Origin of the sequence: Campylobacter sp. IFREMER_LSEM_CL2256, from assembly GCF_025771645.1 — a bacterium.
Lineage (GTDB): Bacteria > Campylobacterota > Campylobacteria > Campylobacterales > Campylobacteraceae > Campylobacter_D.
Window position 1 is genome coordinate 69,127 of record NZ_JAKMQQ010000003.1, and the last position, 18,858, is coordinate 87,984.

Consider the following 18,858-nt stretch of genomic DNA (forward strand, 5'->3'; position numbering starts at 1 on the left):
TTAACTCTCCTTATCAAAAATAGTGCCAATAACACCTTGAAAATGTTCTATTAGCTTCATAACTTCCTCACTAGGAATTTTGCGTATTAACCTACCAGTATCTTTTTCGGTTACATTAACATACATTTCATTGATTTTATCATTATATGCAAAACGTACGTTTGTTTCTAGTGTTTCCATTTGATTATTAAGTTTTTCTGTTGCATTTTTCAATTTTTCATTTAAATTCTCATCTTGATTATTTAAATTAGTTTGCTGTTGATTTTCTTGAGATACTTTTCCAGTACTTTTTGTATTAAATTGTGCTGTGTTTGCATCCCTTTGAATATTTCCAATGTCCATTTTAAACTCCTTTTTAAAAGACTTTAAAATACTCTATCGACATAATTTTAAAAAACTTAATATTTAGATTAAAAATATCTATATTATTAATAAGCAAAAAGTGTTCTCAAAAAGCTTAAAATTAAAAAATTTCAAACTTTTTGAATAATTTTTCATCATTTGGAAGTAAATTTCTTGTAATAAGTCTATCTATGACTTCTTTAGAGCAATTTGTCATTAAAGGCCATTCTTTATGATAATCTTCTAATGATCCTTTATTTGTTGCATCAATCGCAACGCAATCTTTTTTGATAAATATATCTCTTTTTGCATCTATATTATTTACCACACGCCAAATTAGCATATAAGGATTTTCTAAAATAGCATCTGTATCTAAAAAAACTAAAATTCTAAAATGCTTTTTACAGGTTTGTAATTTTTCAAAAACCTGAACAATTTTTTCTTTTTTATCTATCAAAATCACGCAAACTGGAGCAAAGGTTTGAGTGTAAAATTGCTTTAATTTTAAAATACTTTGATCTTTTTCTTTAAAAAGTGAAAGTAAAGCCTCATCGCTTAGAATTTCAAGTTCAACTTTTTTCTCATCACCACATGCATCAAGCCCTGCTTTGCCACCATAACAATAAGTGCTTGAAGCATGGTCGAGTTGATCACAAATTCCTTCGCTAATAAGTAATTTTTCTTCATCAAAGCGATTGAGTATATAAGGTATGAGTTTGTCATAATCTTTCAAACAAGGCGCATTTTCATCAACAAAAATAGCATGTTTTACAAAACTCATTTGCCCTACTCCCCAAAAAGTATGCATGACTTGTTTTGCATGAGCTGGGTATTTTGCTTCTATTTTGGCCAAGATTAGATTATGAAAAACCCCATTTTCAGGCATGTTATAATCTATCAAATCAGGGGCATTTGTTTGAAGTAAAGGTAAAAAAACTCTTTCTGTTCCAAGTCCCATGTATTTATCTTCTAAAGGTGGTTTTCCCACAACAGTAGCTTGATAAATCGCATTTTTTTTAGCAAAGATTTTTTCTACTTTTAAAATAGGACAAAGTTCAACAGGGGTATAAAAACCTGTATGGTCTCCAAAAGGTCCCTCAGGTGCGAATTCATTTGGATCTACAAAGCCCTCAATTACAAAGTCACTATCATAAGGTACATAAAGATGGTTACTTTTGCATTTTGCCAAAATGGCAGGTTTTTTCTTGATAAAACCATAAAGTAAAAGTTCAAAAATTCCTTTTGGCAAAGGCGCTTGAGCACACCAAATATATAAAGGATCTCCACCTATGGCTATGCTTACTGGCATTTTTTGATTTGCTTTTTTATACTCATGGAAAAAATGGCTCGCATCTTTGTGAATTTGCCAATGCATAAGCAAGGTTTTTTCATCAACTACTTGCAAACGATACATTCCAAGATTATTTTGCTTTCCATCTATACTTTGAGTATAAACTTGCCCCATGGTGATAAAAGGCGTAGCATCTTTTTCCCAAGTTTTTAAAATAGGCATATCATATAATGAATTTAAGCTTTTATAGTTGAATTCTCCATCTTTTTTAATGCGTTTTGGTGGGATATTTTTTAAATCAAGTAGGGTTTTGAAAAAATTTAATTTTGCACCAAAGCTTTGTGGTATATGCATTTTAAGTAAAGATCTAATTTCTTTAGCTACATCTTCATAGTCTTTCCCAAATGCTAATTTTAAAGCTTTTTCATTACAAAAAGTATTTAAAAGAACAGGATAATCGTATTTTTTACCATTTTTTACTGCATTAGTAAAAAGTAAGGCTTTTGAGTCTTCTTTTTTAACTTCTATATAAGCTAAATGTGCCATTTCAAGATCAACATCAACGGGTTCATGAATGGTTTTTAATAAATTATTTTTTTCTAAAAGATCTATGAATTTTTGCATTTATATCATACTCTCTGCTTCTTTTAAAATTTCTTTTGCACCTTTTGCTATCATTTCTTTAGCTAAAAGCTCGCCCGCTTTTGCGTAATCTTGCTTATCAATCATTCTTTTTTCTTTGAGAATTTTACTTGCATCAGGTAAGCCTACTATGGCGCGAATTTCTATTTTTTCATCAATGATTTTTGCATTAATACCTATAGGTACTTGGCAGCCACCTTCTAGAGTTTTTATAAAATCTCTTTCTATATGGGTTTCTATAAAGGCATTTTCATCATTTAAGCATTCAAGGTATTTTAAAATTTGTTTATCATCAATGCTTTCTATACCTAAAGCTCCTTGGGAAGCTGCGGGTATCATCTCATCAAGCTCAAAAGCTCTAATGTATTTTATTTCTTTATCTAAACCTAAGCGTTTAATACCAGCTAAAGCCAAAATAATAGCGTCAAATTCTTTAGCTTTAAGTTTTTCTAAGCGCGAGTTGATATTACCTCTTAGAGAAATGATGTTTAAATCAGGCCTTAACGCTAAAAGTTGCATTCTTCTTCTAAGGCTTGTAGTGCCTACTTTTGCACCTTTTGGGAGGGCATTTAAGCTCTCATAATACTCGCTTAAAAAAGCATCATTTACCACTTCTCTTTTGGAAATAGCAGCCAAAACTAAACCTTTTGGGAAAAAACTAGGCACATCTTTTAAGCTATGTACAGCTAAATGCGAATCGCCCCTAAGCATACTTTCTTCAAGTTCTTTTGTGAAAAGTCCTTTTCCACCTATTTTAGCCAAAGGTGAATCAAGTAAAACATCGCCTTTAGTTTTAAAACCCTCTAAAGAAATTTCTAATTCAGGATGTGTTTGAGATAATTTATTTTTTACATACTCACTTTGCCATAATGCAAGTTGGCTTTTTCTTGTTGCGATGATTAATTGCATTTTTTATGCTCCTGTATGATTTCTACATCTATGATTTCTTCTTCGTTGTTCGTTTGATGATATTTTCTTTTTTGTTTTGTAAATAATTTTAATATCATCATGAAAAATAAGAGTAAAATTCCTAAAAATGTACTTAAAATTCCTGGTATTAAAAGCAAAATTCCTACTATAGTTAAAGAAAATAATTTAATCATACCAAATAAATTTGTATTGGTATTTTGCATAGTGATGAGATTTGTCCAAGTCTTTGCTAAAAACATTGCTCCTAAAAACATACTTGCAAAAACTATCATAAAAAAATTTAAAAAACCAAAAAAGGCTATAAATAAAATACTAGCGATTAATTCTAAAATCAAAAATGCACTTAAATTTGTTTTTACCATCATAGAATTTTCTCTAAGTGTGAAATTACTTCTTGGGTTTTCAAAACTTGTTTTTCTAAGGTATTTCTATGGATCAACTCTACTTCATCATTTTCTAAGCCCTTGCCTACAACTAAAGCATAAGGAAAGCCCATTAATTCAAAATCATTAATCTTTACACCAAAACGCTCATTTCTATCATCAAATAAAATCTCTTTATCACTAAAATGAGTGTAAATTTGTTCAGCAAATTCCATAGCTTTTGTGTCTTTTATATTAGAAACGATAATATCTAAAACAAAAGGAGCTAGAGTTTTATTCCAAATACAACCTTTTTCATCATGGCTTGCTTCTATGGTAACTGCAACCAAACGGCTCACTCCCATACCATAACAACCCATAGTGAAAAATTGAGCTTTACCATTTTCATCTAAATAGCTTGCATTCATTGCTTTTGAGTATTTATTTCCAAGTTTAAAAATATGCCCTACTTCAATACCTTTGCTTTGCTTAAGTTTGTGCTGGCATTTTGGACAAAGATCATGCTCTTTAACTGCTGCAAGATCTTTAAAGCGTTCTTTATTTAAATTTACAACATTGATTCCGACTAAATGATAATCTTTTTTATTTGCACCAATAATCATATTTGTTTCATTTTCAAGCTCATGATCAATATAAAAATCAACGCCATTTAATCCTACAAAGCCGATAAATCCTGGCACTAAACCTGCTTTTTCTAATTCTTCTTCACTTACATCGGCCAACTCTAGTGCATTTGCTGCATTTAGTGCTTTAACTTCTTGTAATTCATCATCACCGCGTATAAAAAATACTACAATTTTTTCTTCATTTTCATAAATAGCTTTTTTAGCAATAGCTTTAATAGTATAGTAAGGGTTAATTTTAAAAAATTCCGCTAATTCTTCTATAGTTTTTACATTTGGAGTGTGAAATTGTGTAGCAAAGTCAGCTTCTGGCCTTTCATCTTCACAACTTTTTTTAGCTCTTTTTGCTGCTTCAATATTTGCAGCATAATCACAATGCTCACATAATAATATATCATCCTCGCCATTTTTAGCCAAAACCATAAATTCTTTTGAACCACTGCCACCAATAGCCCCACTATCAGCTTCAACAGCTCTAAATTCAAGTCCTAATCTTGTAAGAATTTTACTATAAGTTTCATGCATAAGATTAAATTCTTTGTCTAAATCAGCTTCGCTAGTATGAAAGCTATAGCCATCTTTCATTAAAAATTCCCTGCATCTTAAAAGTCCAAATCTAGGTCTAGCTTCATCTCTAAATTTAAGTCCTATTTGGTACAAATGTAAAGGAAGTTGTTTGTAAGAATTTACTTTATTTCTTACTAAAGCTACCATAGCTTCTTCATGGGTTGGCCCTAAAACAAAATCATTTTCTTTTCTATCTTTAAAGCGTAAAAGCTCTTTACCAAAAACATTAAATCTCCCACTTTCTTTCCAAAGTTCAGCTGGGGTATTAAAACTTAAATTTACTTCTAAAGCCCCTGCTTTATCCATTTCTTCTTTGATGATATTTTTAATCTTATCTAAAACTCTTTTTCCTAAAGGTAAAAAATTATACAAACCACTTCCAATTTGTTCTACAAAGGCACCTTTAACTAAAAATATATGACTTGGTAAAGTAGCATCTTTTGGATTTTCTTTTGTGCTTATGGCATAAAATTTACTAAATTTCATGATTATTCTCCAAATTAAATTCACATTTATAAAGGTTTAAACCTTCCATATTTTCATTTTTTAAATCAAACACATAACGCATAGCATTAATTACTGAATCATTTTGCATAGTTCCGCTTAGTTTTTTTAAATTTACGCTAGGATGATGCAAAAATGCATTCATTACTTGTCTTATAAGCTTTCTTGCTTCTTCATGGTTTGAGTGCTTTAAATATCCTTTATCTATAGCCTTTTGTAATTGTTCTTTAGCGATTTCATCAGCTTGTAAGCGTAATTGCTTAACTAAAGGCAAGGTTGCTAGTTTGCTTAGATGTTGAAAAAACTCATTTGTCATAGTACCTACTATGGAATAAGCAATTTGGGCTTGGTGTTCTCTTAGAGTTAAATTTTTTCTTACAACTTCTTCTAAATCATCAACAGCATAAACTATATTTTTTTCATTTGCTTTTACATCAATATCCCTAGGCACTGCTATATCAAAAAAATATCTTTTATAATCTTTTTCTTCTAATAAATCATTGGTTATGATAGCGTGTGGAGCGTTTGTGGCGCTAAAAAATATCTCATATTGATTTAGTACTTCTTTTAAATTTGCAATACTTTCATAGCTTGCATTTTCACCTAAATCCTCGCAAAGCTTTTGGGCATTTTGTATATCTCTATTTAATATCAATACTTTAGCCTTGGCATTTAGTAAATGCTTACAGGCTAGTTCGCTCATTTCCCCTGCGCCTACTACAACAGCAGTTTTATTTTCTAAATTTACAAGTTCTTTAGCTTTTGCCACCGCCACTGAAGCAACTGAAATAGGATTTTTAGAAATTTCAGTTTGATTTCTAACATTTGCCGCACATTTAAAAGCATAATGAACTGCTCTAGTTATATGCACACCACATCTTTGCTCTTGCAGGGCAAATTTATAAGCATCTTTTAATTGTCCAGCAATTTGTGTTTCACCAATAACCAAGCTATCAAGCGAACTTGCCACAGAAAATAAATGATGGATGGCTCCGCTATCTTCGTAAAAATCAGCCTTGATGCTTAAATTTTCTCTATCAACTCTACAAAGCAAACTAAGTGTTTTTAAAATATGCTCATTAATGCTTTCAACATCCCCAACAAAAAGAAAAATTTCAACCCTATTGCAAGTACTAAGCACTAAGCTTTCTAAAATTTTATTATTAGTATGGATTAGCTTTAGTAATTCTCTTTTTTTATCTTCATTAGAAAAGGAAAGTTTTTCTCTAGTAGCAATATCTGTATTTTTATGTGTAAAACTGATGCAGTAATAATGCATTAAAATTCCCTTTCTATCATGCTTTTAATAATATCTTCTAAATCTTTTATATTGTATTTTTTTATAGCTTTTAGTGCATTATTTGCATAAGTGTTTAGTTCTTGGCCAACTTGATTAAAAATTTCATGCTCTTGCATTTTATTTTTAATCCAAGCAAGCTCATTCACACTTAAATCTTTCTTGTAATAAGACTTAAGTATTTCTTGATCTTGTGGATTTAATTTTTCATGTAAATACATATAAGCAAGAGTGGTTTTACCTTCTTTAAAATCATTCATAGTAGGTTTACCTAAAGTTTGCTCATCACCTTTGATATCTAAAATATCATCTACAATTTGAAAAGCTAAACCTAAATTTTTACCATATTCTGCAAAATCATCTTCATTTAAATTAGCAAGTATTGCCCCACACCTTGCACTAGCTTCGATTAAAATGGCTGTTTTATTATATATCATTTGTAAATAAGCGTTTTTATTAGTATTGAAAGTTTCGCTTAAATTTACATCCATTAATTCACCAACAGAAAGCATTACAACGGCATTAGAAATGATTTTTGCTAATTTTAAATCAATCAAAGAAAGCTCATAGAAGGCTTTTGAGTATAAAATATCTCCAAGCATGATAGCATTTTTAGCTCCAAATTGTGCATTGATAGACTTTACACCTCTTCTTAATTTTGCTTCATCAATCACATCATCGTGCAATAAGCTTGCAGCATGAATTAACTCTATAATAGCACAGATTTTATAGCTAATATCACTTTCCCCAGCTATTTTTAAAAGTAGTTTTGAGCGTAATTTTTTACCACCTTGAAGTTTTGAACTCATGGTTAAAATAGGCTCATAATTTAATTCAGATAAAAATTCATGCATATACTGATCGATCTTTTGCACTATGCTTTCCTTAGTTTTCTTATAATTATATTTTATTAAATTTTACTTTAGTTTTGATTAAGAGTGGCTTTTCTAGGGTCTAAAAATTCTACTTCTAATTTCTTATCTCTATCTTCTATATACACAGTAAAAATAGCCTCACCTTTTTTAAAATCACTAAATTCAAGTATCAATCTTGCTCTATCTATATGAGGATTTTTATAATCAGGCACTAAGGTTTGATCAACCCAGTTTAAATTTCTTCTTAAAGACATCACAAATTGTCTAGGGTATTTTTTATACTTTGAATGAACAATGATATTAGTTTGATCAAATAAAGTCCATGAGAAGTCAAAGTAATAAATCTCATCAGGATAGTCAATTTCTTTTATTTTTACACTTGCTTTTTCATCTTTACTCAGGGTAAATTTATAAGTATAATCAAAAAATACTTCAGCCTTTAAAAAGTTAAACATCAAAAATAAAGATAAAAGTAAACGCAAAATCAACCCTCATGCCCTAAAATTTCAGCACTTAAGCCTATGTAAAAATCATTTTTTCTCTCATCTATTAAGAGTGAATTTTCCATTTGAAATTGCGCTACATCGCTTTCATTTAAATTATTTTTTTCTAAAAGCTCTATCATAGCGATATGATCGGCTAATAATTTTTCTAAAACATTTTCCAATGCACCTAAATTTGCATATTTTATTGTTTCAATAAATTTTTCTTTAGGGCTTTTTGCAAACATTTCATCAAAAATATCCATTTTTAACCTTTTATGTAAGTTTGAATTTTTTCTATTAAAGTAGTTTTATCGTTAGCTTCATCTAAGTCTTTAATTTCTTTTTGCCAAGAAATATGTATATAATCCATCTTAGCATTTTTAGCACAAAGTCTATCTTTTAAGCTATCGCCTATGAAAATACTTTTTTCATATTTTGCTTCATCTGCGATTAATCTTAGCATCATAGGATCAGGCTTAGCTTCTATACCATAACTAACACCTAGTATTTTATCAAAATATGAAAGAATGTTTTGTTTTTTTAAAATAGGTACTAAGCTTTCCTGAGGTGCATTAGTAGCTATAGCCAGATAACAATCTTTTTTTTTACAAAATTCCAAAACCTCAAGCACACCATCAAAAAGCACCACACTTTGATCATAATGCTTAATAAAATATTTCTCATAACCTTCTTTAAAGCTAGTATGCGAGTAAGTATCAACCCCATAAAAAATCTTAGCATAATTTTGCCCAGGAGTATTGATAGTATCTAAAATAAACTCTCTTTTTAAAGGTTCTAAATTTAAATCCGCTCTTATTTCATTTACCGCACATACTATAGCATTAGCACTATCTATAAGCGTGCCATCCATATCAAAAATTACATTTATCAATATTCATCCTTAAATTTAATTTTATGTTTGTCTTTTTTATAACTTTGATTATTTTTTAGCTTATACAAAGCATTAGCTTTTGAAGTTAAGGTTTTTTGATCCAAACTCTCATCTAAACACTCATTTACAAAAAGCTCTAAAGCTTTATTATAAGTAGAATCCAAAAACACCGCTTGAACTTTTTCAAAGATTTTAGCATTTTTTTGCATTCTTTCTCTAAAAAGTGTTAAATCAAAATCTTCCCTTTTTAAAGCATTCACAGCAGAGTTGGTAAATTTTTCCAAAGCTCTTACATATTTAACTCTTAAAGCTTTTTCATCATTTTTCATTCTGCTGCACTTGTATTGATTCTACATTGTAATGCTTCTTGTACTAAATTTCTAGCTATTGAAGCTTCAGCATCTACAATGTGTAAATGTTTATCAGTGTGTGGGAAAATGATCTTAGCACCTGTACCACTTGTTTTTAAAACCGTTTGTATGGGTTTATTGAAATTAGAAAGCACTTGATAGAGCATATCAAGTTTAGCTTCATTGCTTATGGTTATAATAGCAACTGAGCATTCTTCTATATTAGCTACTTTTAATGTTTCTACTTGCGCTACACTAGCAAAAAAAACATTCTCATTTCTGCTACGCCCAAGCTCAACTAAATTTAAATCACTTTCTAAAACTAGATATGGAATACCTGTTTTTTTGATCTTTTGCACTACTTCTTGACCCAATCTTGTATAACCAAAAATGATAAAATGATCTTTCATTTTTTGATCACATAGATAAAATTTAGCCATATCATTTTGCTCACCTTCGGCTGCGTTGGCTATTTTTCTAAGATTATTTAAAATAAAAGGTGTTGCAACCATAGTGATGATAGAAACTATAATAAAAATTTGTGCTGTTTTTTCATCTATAAGCGAATTTACTTGCATTAGTGAAAACACCGCTAGAGCAAATTCTCCAATTTGAGAAATACTCAAAGCAGTTTTTAAAGCTACTCTTTTTCTCGTATAAAGGATTAAAAGACCATAAATTACTACAAATTTTATCAATAACACCAAGCTTACAAAAACAAAAATCAAAAACCAATTTTCAAAAACTATATGAAAATCAATTTGCAAGCCAACACTGATAAAGAAAAACCCTAAAAGTAAATCCCTAAAAGGAACCAAATCTGCTTCTATTTTATGTTTATATTTAGTTTCAGCTATCAAAGCTCCAGCTATGAATGCTCCAAGCGAGTAAGAAAAACCAAAAGAATGTGCTAAAAAGCTTGCTCCTATTACGGTAAAAAGTATGGTAGCGATGAAAATTTCATTTGCATTGGTCTTAATGATAAATTTTAAAACATAAGTAAAAAGGTATTTGCCTATAAAATAAAGCAAAACAAGTAAAATCACAGCACTGACTAAGGTTGTAAATAAAAGCTTTGAAATATCAGCATTTTGAGAGCTAAATATATCAATCATTAACAGCAGTGGTATCACAGCAATATCTTGAAAAAGCAAAATTCCCAAAGCTTTTCGGCCATATTCTTCATTGATATCGCCACTATCATTAAGTATTTTTAAAACTATAGCTGTAGAAGATAAAGCTAGAGCAAAACCTGCTATCATTGCTATATGGTTTGCTATACCTAAAATATAAGTTACAAGCAAAGTACAAACCAAACCACAAGTTAGCATTTGCAAACTTCCATTTAAAAACACTTCTTTTTTCATTGCTAAAAGGTGTTTAAATGAAAATTCAAGCCCTATGGTAAACATTAAAAAAACTATACCAAACTCAGCCACATGGATAATGATTTCATTGGTGCTAAAACCATAAAATTCACGCACAAACAAACCTGTGGCTATATAGCCTATAATGGTTGGAATTCCAAATTTTTTAAGTATAACATTAAGTACGACAGCAACTGCTACTGCAGTTAAAAATAAAGTTATAAAAGCATCCACTCACCAACCTTTTGTAATGTTTTATTATTTTATTTTTTCTAAAAAAATTAAGTCAAAATTGCTTCTGTGTTTTACTACTGCTCTTGATTTTGAAGGATTATCTCTTCTATCAAGCTCTAATCTCAATTCTTCAATGGTATTTTCAAACTCATCAATTTTTGTTTTTAGCTTTAAAATCACATCAACACCAGCTAAATTAACTCCAAGATCTCTTGTTAAGCGTAAAATCATTTTGATTCTATCTATATCTTTTTGAGAATAAAGTCTCATTTTACCATCGGTTCTACTTGGTTCAACCAAACCTTCTTTTTCATATTGTCTTAGAGTTTGTGGGTGTATGCTTAAAACCTTTGCAACAACACTTATAAGATACACCGGTTCATCATAACTATGCTCCATTGCATACTCCTTTTAAGGTAATTTTTCTTCTAAAATTTTTACAAATTCAGGATCAAGGCTATTAATATCAGGTATTTTTACATTTAAAATTAAATACATATCTCCATAAAGGTCTGTTTTTCTATTTTGCACCCCATAGCCTTTAAGTCTGATTTTTTGATTGTTTTTTGAATTTGGTGGTATGGTGATTTTAACTTCTTTTCTTGGAGTATGTACGCTGATTTTATCTCCAAAAAGTGCTGTTTTTAAACTAATTTCAACCTTTTTGTATAAATCATCATCTTCTCTTTCGTATTCATCGCTTTTTTCAAGCTCTACCTTTAAAATCAAATCTCCTTTTTGTCCTTGAAAGCTTTTCCCCTTACCTCGTATGCGTAACTTTTCGCCATCTTTTATACCATGTGGAATTTTGATTTTAATTTGTTCGTTGTTGATATTTATTGTGTGTTTACCACCTAAAATTCCTTTTTCAAAAGGAATTTTAACACTTGCTTGTAAGTCTAAATCCTCTTCAAAGCCACCAAAACCCCCAAAACCACTTCTAAAATTATTATTAGAACTAAAACCTCTACCAAAGCCTCCAAAGCCTCCGCCGAAAATATTATTTAAAATATCATTAATATCAGCTCCGCCTGCATTTCTTGAAAAATCATGAAAACTTTGTCCACCAAACATAGAATCACCATATCTATCATATTGAGCTCTTTTTTTCTCATCACTTAAAATTTCATAAGCGGCGTTAATTTCTTTAAATTTTTCCTCAGCACCTGCTTCTTTATTGATATCTGGGTGGTATTGTCTTGCTAATTTTCTATAAGCTTTTTTTATTTCATCTGCGCTAGCATTTTGCGAAACACCTAGTGTTTCATATAAACTATTACTCATTTTTTTATTCCTTATTTTTTATAAGATTATACCATAAACTTTAGTCTTAGTCAATCAAGTTTTATAAGTTTTAAAACTAAAGGTTTTATTTACAATTGCGTAAAAATAAAATTTTATACTTGTGTAAATTGATTTTACAAAGGATAATACATGAAAAAAACTATGGTTCTTTCTTTGGCGTTAGCAACTAGTCTTTTTAGTGCTAGTATTGATTTTAAACAAGCAGATGATAATGTAAAAAGATCTTTACCAACTGATAATCAAAATACTATACTTTCTTATCATGATTCTATACAAAAAGTTAAAAATTCAGTTGTGAATATTTCAACTTCTAAAACCGTTCAAAGTAATTCCTTTGGGATTGATGATTTTTTCAATGATCCTTATTTTAAACAATTTTTTGGTTTTGATTTTCCACAAGCTCCAAAAAGTAAAAAAAATAAAAAAGAAGTAGTAAGTTCGCTTGGATCTGGTGTAATTATTTCAAGCGATGGTTATATTATAACAAATAATCATGTTATAGAAGATGCTGAAAAAATTACTGTAAATTTACCTGATTCTAGCACTGAATATAAAACTAAATTAATCGGAGTTGATCCTAAAACAGATTTAGCAGTGATAAAAATAGAAGCAAAAAACCTACCTGCTGTGGTTTTTGCTGATTCGGATAAATTATTAGAAGGTGATGTAGTATTTGCTCTAGGTAATCCTTTTGGTGTTGGAAGTAGTGTTACAAGTGGGATTATCTCAGCTTTAAATAAAAACAATATAGGTTTAAATCAATATGAAAATTTCATTCAAACGGATGCTTCAATTAATCCTGGAAATTCAGGTGGGGCTTTAGTAGATAGCAGAGGGGCTCTAGTTGGGATAAATTCAGCCATACTTTCAAGAAGTGGAGGAAATAATGGTATAGGCTTTGCAATCCCTTCTAATATGGCAAAATCTATTGCACAAAAACTTATCGAGCATGGAAAAATAGAAAGAGGATATTTAGGTGTAGTTATAGGAGCTTTAACTCAAGATATTAAAAAAGCTTATACCAATCAAGAAGGAGCTTTAATAACAGAAGTTCAAAAAGACTCAGCAGCTTACAATGCGGGATTAAAAAGAGGTGATTTGATTATAAAAGTAGATAAAACTGTGATTAAAAGCCCTATGGATTTAAAAAATTATATAGGAAGTATTGATCCAAAACAAGCTATAGAGGTAACTTATGAAAGAGATAATAAAGTTAAAACAGCTAAATTTATGCTAAAAACAGATGAAAAATCGCTACAATATGAAAAAGATTATATTGATGGTTTAAAATTAGTAGAGCTTGATTCTAAAAATAAACAACAATACCGCATACCTGAAAATATTAGTGGTATTTTAATCACTGAAGTTACTCCAAAATCAAAAGCAGAAAAAATAGGCTTTGAGCAAGGTGATATTATTATAGGTATTGATCAATATGAAGTTTCAAATTTTAAAGAATTATCTAAGGCTTTAGAATTAAATAAAGGCAAAGAATATGTTAAAATTTGGATTAATAGAGGTGGTATGGTTAGAGCTTTACTTTTTTAAGAAAGGAAGAAAATGACAAATATTTTAATGATAGAAGATGATTTAGAATTAGCTGAGATTATAGCTGAATATTTAGAGCAATTTGATATGAAAGTAGATATTGCTCATGAACCTTATATAGGTCTTTCAAGACTTGCTTTAAATCCTTATGATTTAATCATTTTAGATTTAAGCTTGCCTGGACTTGATGGACTTGAAGTTTGTGAAGAAATTCGTAAAAAATATGATACACCTATTATCATTTCAAGTGCAAGACATGATATTAGTGATAAGGTTACAGCTCTTGATTTGGGTGCAGATGATTATTTACCAAAACCATATAATCCTCAAGAGCTTCAAGCAAGGATTAAAAGTCATTTAAGAAGAATTTCAAATACAAAAACCGCTCAAGCTCAAGTTAAAAAAGATCTTGTATATGATAAATATAAACATACTATCACTATGAAAGATCAAGAAATTAGCTTTACCAATGCTGAATTTGATATTTTGAGTTATTTAATTAAAAAAGAAGGTGGAGTGGTGAGTCGTGAAGAACTTGTGTATAATTGTAGCTCTATTAGTGAAGATTCTAGCAATAAAAGTATAGATGTAATCATTAGCAGAATCAGACAAAAAATCGGAGATGATCCTAAAACTCCAAAATACATTCATTCAATCAGAGGTATAGGGTATAAATTAACTCAATGAATAAATCATCAATTTTTTATACCATAACCTTTGTTTTTTTGCTTGCTAGTGTTAGTGTGATTTTGGCATTTTTATGGCTTATAAAATATGATCAGCAAAATTACACTAATGAGCTTAATGCGAAATATTCTTTTATAGCTAATGCAAGATTATTGTATTTTAACCATGTAATTAGCGAAAAAGAATTTTATGAGCAAACAAAAAATTACAAAATGATAGAACTAACAACCCCATCTTCTATAAGAAAAATCATCTACAAAGCTGAAACCATAGCACGCGCTCAAACTAGCACAGGTGTGGTTGAAATCATTACTTTAGAAGATAATGTATATTTAAAAATCATTTTTGATGGTAAGCTTTATTTGTACAAAGATTTAGAATATCAAGGTTATCGTTATTTTGTGATTAAGCTTATTGCTAGTATAGTGGTAATGGTTTTATTGATTTTATATATTTTTATCATTAGAAAATTAAAACCACTTAGAGCTTTAAAAAGACAAATAGATAAATTTGGCGAAAATAAACTCAATGAAATTCAAAATGTCAGTAAAGGCAATGATGAAATTTCTCAAGTAGCAACAGCCTTTTATGAGTCTATTTTGAGAATTCAAAAACTAAACACTTCAAGGCAATTTTTCTTAAGAAATATTATGCATGAGTTAAAAACACCTATTACTAAAGGTTTAATTACTTTAGAAATGCTTGAAGATAGCAAATATAAAGAAAGATTAGTGGGTGCTTTTAATCGTTTGGAAATTTTGATTAATGAATTTGCAGCCATTGAACAAATTACTTCAGGTGCTGGTTTGATTAATTTAAAAAAATACAATATCTTAGATCTTTTAGATGAAGCTAAAGATATAGCTATGAGTGATGATGAAAAAGTAAAAATTAGTATCAAAGAAAGTTTTAGCGTCAATGTGGATTTTAAACTTTTTACTACTGCGATGAAAAATATGATAGATAATGCAACAAAATACTCTGATGAAAATTGCGTTACTATAGAAATAACTAAAGATTATCTTTGCTTTAAAAACAAAGGAAAAGCCTTAGATAAAGACTTGAAATACTACACTCAAGCTTTTACGCAAGGAAAGAAAAACAAAGATAGTTTTGGACTTGGATTATATATTGTTAAGACTATTTTAGATTCTCATAAACTTACGCTTTATTATGAATATAAAGATGGTATCAATCATTTTTATTTTAATGATATACAAAATATAATTTTAAACTAGGAAGCTCATGCCCTTATCGCGTTTAAATGAAGAACAATACAAAGCTGCTAGTGCTCCTTTTGGACACAATCTAATCATAGCAAGTGCAGGCACAGGTAAAACTTCAACCATAGTTGCAAGAATAGCCTTTTTACTTCAAAATAATATAAAGCCTGAAAAAATTATGCTTCTAACCTTTACAAACAAAGCTAGTAAAGAGATGATTGAAAGACTTAGTAGGTATTTTGATAAAAGCATTACTTCAAAAATCACAGCAGGAACTTTTCATAGTACTGCTTATTCTCTACTTAAAGAGTTAAATCATGATATTATTTTAAAACCTGCGAGTGAGCTTAAAATTCTTTTGCGTTCTATTTTTGAAAAACGCACTTTTCATCATTTAAGCGATACTAAACCTTATATGCCAAGCTATTTGTATGATGTGTATTCTTTATTTCAAAATACTAATGCAAACTTAGATGAATTTTATAATTGGTTTTGTCAAAATTATGATGAACAAGCTGTTTATGCTGAAATTTATGAAGATATTTTAAAAGAATACGAAGAAGAAAAAATGCGTTTTAACTATGTGGATTTTAATGATTTATTGATCAAATTAAAACATGTTTTAGCTTCACATCATTTTGAATTTGATGAGATTTTAGTAGATGAGTACCAAGATACTAATACTTTACAAGGTTCATTAATTGATGCTTTTAAAAGTAAAAGTTTATTTTGTGTGGGCGATTATGACCAGAGTATTTATGCTTTTAATGGAGCTGATATTTCTATTATAGGAAGTTTTAAAGATAGATTTATCGATGCAAATATTTTTACTTTAAATAAAAACTATCGTTCTAGTAAAAATATACTTGCGCTAGCTAATAAGGTAATCTTAAACAATGAAAGATTATATCCTAAAGAATTGATTGTAACTAGAGAAGGAGATTTTAAAGCACCAAGTTTGCTAACTTTCAATGAATTATTTGATCAATACTCTACCATAGCAAAAATAATCTTACAAAGTGGAGTTAATCTTGATGAAATCGCTGTTATTTTTAGAAACAATTCTAGTGCAGATGGAGTAGAAGTTGCCTTGAGAGAACTTGGTATAGCAAGCAAAAGAAAAGGCGGGGGAAGTTTTTTTGAAAGCTTGGAAGTTAAAAACTTTTGCTCTATGCTTGCAATCGTGCTTAATCCAAAAGATATCATGGCTTTTATACATTTACTTGAATACACCAAAGGAGTTGGTGGGGTTTTGGCAAAAGATATTTTTGATGCTTTATTAAAATTAGGACATTCTAGTTTAATTAAAGGCTTTTTAAATCCTGATAGTAGCGTAAATTTAAAAAAATACAAAAAACAAAGTTACCAACTAGGACTTTTTGATGATATTGAGGAGCTAGCCTCGCCTTCAAGGTTTAACTTAGAAAGTGAATTTAACACCCATCCTATTTTAAGTCTACCTAAAATCAACGAGTTTTGTGCGAAAAATCTTGAAAAAATTTATCTTTTTATTAAAAAAGCAAGCGAGTGTAAGGTTTCAACTCAGCTTGTAAATTTAATCTTAGAAAATGATTATTTTAAAGAAATTTGTGATATTTTAGCAACCAAAAGAGCAACTAACAAAAGCTCTAATGTCGATTTAAATAAAAAAAATGAAATTTTAGAAAAAATCAATGCAAAAATGTTTGTATTAAAAGAACTTGCTAAAAATTACAGTGATAATTATAAATATTATAATTTTCTTACTCTTGGTGCTAGTGAAATGAGTAGTGGTAGCGGGGTTAATCTTTTAAGCATACATGCTAGTAAGGGGCTTGAGTTTGAACTTGTATTTGTAATTGATCTTGCACAAGGAAGATTTCCTAATCAAAAACTCATGAGCATGGGTGGAAGTTTGGAAGAAGAAAGAAGGCTTTTTTATGTAGCAGTAACTAGAGCTAAGGATACTTTATACTTAAGCTATGCAAAATATGACAAGATTAAAAAAAGCAATTATCAACCTTCGTGTTTTCTAATCGAAGCAGGTATGTGCAAAGAAGAACAAAAATAAGACTTTATTAATCTTTTTATATTATGATTAATAAAAATCATTCAAGGAGAAAAAATGAATAGTGTATTATTCAAAGGAAATAAAGTAAATCTAAAAGGAAATAACATCCAAGTTGGCGATATGGCTCCAAATATCACCTTAAAAGCTAAAGATCTTTCAGGTGTTGAAATTGCCCCAAAAGGCAAAACTCAAATTATTATCAGCGTACCAAGTCTTGATACTCCAGTATGTGCAACTGAAGCTAGAGAATTTAATAAAAAAGCAGCAGCAAGCGGTGTAGAAGTAATCGTAGTTAGCATGGATTTACCATTTGCTATGGGTCGTTTTTGCTCAACTGAAGGTATAGATAATTTAACTGTTGCAAGTGATTTTGTTTCTAAAGAATTTGGTGAAAAATATGGTGTTTTAATGGCTGATGGTCCACTTGAGGGAATTTTAGCTAGAGCAGTGTTTGTAGTTAAAGATGGTGTGGTTGCTTATAAAGAATTGGTAAATGAAGTAACAGAACTTCCAAATATGCAAGCTTTAGAAAGCTTCTTTGGTCAAAGTTGCGGATGTGGTGGTTGTGGTTGCCACTAAAATTTAAAAGCCTTTTATAGGCTTTTAAAACTTAAAAACATGGAAAATTTTCTTTCTCGTTTTGAAATAGAAAAACAAGATCTCAAACTTATACAAGAGCACTTACAAATAATAAACATTGAAAAAGACTTTAAGGTCAATGATAAATGTTTAGGATTTATAAAAATTTTAAAAGGTGAGCTTAGAGCTTTTATTTTAACCCCAAATGCAAAAGAAATAACACTTTTTCACCTTAAAGAAAATGACGAATGCGTTATTTGCTCTGAGTGTAATATGGATGGCATATCTTATGATGTTTTTATACAAAGTACTCAAAATACAAGTATAGCCATCATCCCCTCAACAATTTTTCAAATTTTAAAAGAAAAATACCCAAAAATTAATAATTATGTTTTAAGTTTAATCACCAAGCGTTTTAATACCTTAATCAAAGTTTTAGAACAAGCTTTATTTATGCCTTTATCTTCTAGAATTTGTGATTTTTTGAAAGAAAATGCTAGCAACAATACTTTAAAAATTACCCATGAAGCTTTAGCTAATCACTTAGGAAGCGCCAGAGAAGCCGTTTCAAGAATTTTAAAAGAATTAGAAAAAGAAGGTAAAATCAAACTTGAAAGATCTAAAATAATACTAATTTCTTTGTAACTTTATCACAGAAATACTTTTAAAATTTATTTATAATAT

The 18,858-nt window shown here is 29.5% G+C and carries 20 protein-coding genes; 6 read left to right on the forward strand and 14 right to left on the reverse strand.

The window, feature by feature from the left end; all coding sequences use genetic code 11:
* The 14 genes from L8U00_RS02290 to L8U00_RS02355 all read right to left on the reverse strand — a co-directional run bounded on the left by L8U00_RS02290 (window position 1) and on the right by L8U00_RS02355 (window position 12,066).
* Window positions 1–342, reverse strand: coding sequence for a FlaG family protein (locus tag L8U00_RS02290; protein ID WP_263708384.1), 342 nt, complete (start codon window positions 340–342; stop codon window positions 1–3).
* Window positions 343–463: 121 nt separating this feature from the next.
* Window positions 464–2,257: a menaquinone biosynthesis decarboxylase gene (locus L8U00_RS02295; RefSeq protein ID WP_263708385.1), complete on the reverse strand. Its 1,794-nt coding sequence runs from the start codon at window positions 2,255–2,257 to the stop codon at window positions 464–466.
* Window positions 2,258–3,184, reverse strand: coding sequence for a hydroxymethylbilane synthase (gene hemC, locus L8U00_RS02300; RefSeq protein ID WP_263708386.1), 927 nt, complete (start codon window positions 3,182–3,184; stop codon window positions 2,258–2,260).
* Window positions 3,175–3,570, reverse strand: a complete 396-nt coding sequence (locus tag L8U00_RS02305) for an FxsA family protein (RefSeq protein ID WP_263706168.1) — start codon at window positions 3,568–3,570, stop codon at window positions 3,175–3,177. The genes hemC and L8U00_RS02305 overlap by 10 nt, the downstream gene beginning before the upstream one ends.
* Window positions 3,567–5,267 (reverse strand): proline--tRNA ligase, encoded by a 1,701-nt coding sequence (locus L8U00_RS02310; protein ID WP_263708421.1) that lies wholly within the window; start codon window positions 5,265–5,267, stop codon window positions 3,567–3,569. The genes L8U00_RS02305 and L8U00_RS02310 overlap by 4 nt, the downstream gene beginning before the upstream one ends.
* Window positions 5,254–6,561 carry a glutamyl-tRNA reductase gene (gene hemA, locus L8U00_RS02315; RefSeq protein WP_263708387.1) on the reverse strand — a complete coding sequence of 436 codons (1,308 nt, stop codon included), beginning with the start codon at window positions 6,559–6,561 and terminating at the stop codon, window positions 5,254–5,256. Before hemA ends, L8U00_RS02310 begins: the two co-directional genes overlap by 14 nt.
* On the reverse strand, window positions 6,561–7,454 hold the full coding sequence (locus tag L8U00_RS02320) for a polyprenyl synthetase family protein (protein ID WP_263708388.1): 894 nt from the start codon (window positions 7,452–7,454) through the stop codon (window positions 6,561–6,563). Before L8U00_RS02320 ends, hemA begins: the two co-directional genes overlap by 1 nt.
* A 47-nt stretch (window positions 7,455–7,501) precedes the next feature.
* Complete coding sequence (locus tag L8U00_RS02325; protein ID WP_263679458.1) at window positions 7,502–7,909, reverse strand: exporting protein; 408 nt, start codon at window positions 7,907–7,909, stop codon at window positions 7,502–7,504.
* Window positions 7,910–7,938: 29 nt separating this feature from the next.
* Window positions 7,939–8,202, reverse strand: a complete 264-nt coding sequence (locus L8U00_RS02330) for a DUF2018 family protein (RefSeq protein ID WP_039618310.1) — start codon at window positions 8,200–8,202, stop codon at window positions 7,939–7,941.
* Window positions 8,203–8,204: 2 nt separating this feature from the next.
* A complete protein-coding gene (locus L8U00_RS02335) occupies window positions 8,205–8,831 on the reverse strand; it encodes an HAD family hydrolase (protein WP_263708389.1) in 627 nt (208 codons plus the stop codon).
* A complete protein-coding gene (locus L8U00_RS02340) occupies window positions 8,828–9,160 on the reverse strand; it encodes a hypothetical protein (protein ID WP_263708390.1) in 333 nt (110 codons plus the stop codon). The genes L8U00_RS02335 and L8U00_RS02340 overlap by 4 nt, the downstream gene beginning before the upstream one ends.
* Window positions 9,157–10,782: a cation:proton antiporter gene (locus L8U00_RS02345; RefSeq protein WP_263663303.1), complete on the reverse strand. Its 1,626-nt coding sequence runs from the start codon at window positions 10,780–10,782 to the stop codon at window positions 9,157–9,159. The genes L8U00_RS02340 and L8U00_RS02345 overlap by 4 nt, the downstream gene beginning before the upstream one ends.
* 24 nt (window positions 10,783–10,806) lie before the next feature.
* Window positions 10,807–11,181, reverse strand: a complete 375-nt coding sequence (locus L8U00_RS02350; protein ID WP_039668403.1) for a heat shock protein transcriptional repressor HspR — start codon at window positions 11,179–11,181, stop codon at window positions 10,807–10,809.
* A gap of 12 nt (window positions 11,182–11,193) precedes the next feature.
* Window positions 11,194–12,066 carry a J domain-containing protein gene (locus L8U00_RS02355; protein WP_263708392.1) on the reverse strand — a complete coding sequence of 291 codons (873 nt, stop codon included), beginning with the start codon at window positions 12,064–12,066 and terminating at the stop codon, window positions 11,194–11,196.
* Between the two features lie 150 nt (window positions 12,067–12,216).
* On the opposite strand from L8U00_RS02355, the gene L8U00_RS02360 reads away from it, so the two are divergent.
* From L8U00_RS02360 to L8U00_RS02385, 6 genes are read left to right on the forward strand one after another with little or no spacing between them, the layout of a single operon-like run.
* Window positions 12,217–13,635 (forward strand): DegQ family serine endoprotease, encoded by a 1,419-nt coding sequence (locus tag L8U00_RS02360; protein ID WP_263708393.1) that lies wholly within the window; start codon window positions 12,217–12,219, stop codon window positions 13,633–13,635.
* Between the two features lie 12 nt (window positions 13,636–13,647).
* Window positions 13,648–14,322, forward strand: a complete 675-nt coding sequence (locus L8U00_RS02365; protein WP_120759067.1) for a response regulator transcription factor — start codon at window positions 13,648–13,650, stop codon at window positions 14,320–14,322.
* Window positions 14,319–15,560, forward strand: coding sequence for an ArsS family sensor histidine kinase (locus L8U00_RS02370; protein ID WP_087700579.1), 1,242 nt, complete (start codon window positions 14,319–14,321; stop codon window positions 15,558–15,560). The genes L8U00_RS02365 and L8U00_RS02370 overlap by 4 nt, the downstream gene beginning before the upstream one ends.
* Window positions 15,561–15,567: 7 nt before the next feature.
* The gene (locus L8U00_RS02375) at window positions 15,568–17,595 is read left to right on the forward strand and encodes an ATP-dependent helicase (RefSeq protein ID WP_263708394.1); all 2,028 of its coding nucleotides are present in this window, start codon (window positions 15,568–15,570) and stop codon (window positions 17,593–17,595) included.
* 54 nt (window positions 17,596–17,649) lie between these two features.
* Window positions 17,650–18,174, forward strand: coding sequence for a thiol peroxidase (gene tpx / locus L8U00_RS02380; protein ID WP_012661493.1), 525 nt, complete (start codon window positions 17,650–17,652; stop codon window positions 18,172–18,174).
* Window positions 18,175–18,213: 39 nt separating this feature from the next.
* Window positions 18,214–18,819 carry a Crp/Fnr family transcriptional regulator gene (locus L8U00_RS02385; RefSeq protein ID WP_263682258.1) on the forward strand — a complete coding sequence of 202 codons (606 nt, stop codon included), beginning with the start codon at window positions 18,214–18,216 and terminating at the stop codon, window positions 18,817–18,819.
* Window positions 18,820–18,858: the final 39 nt, after the last annotated feature.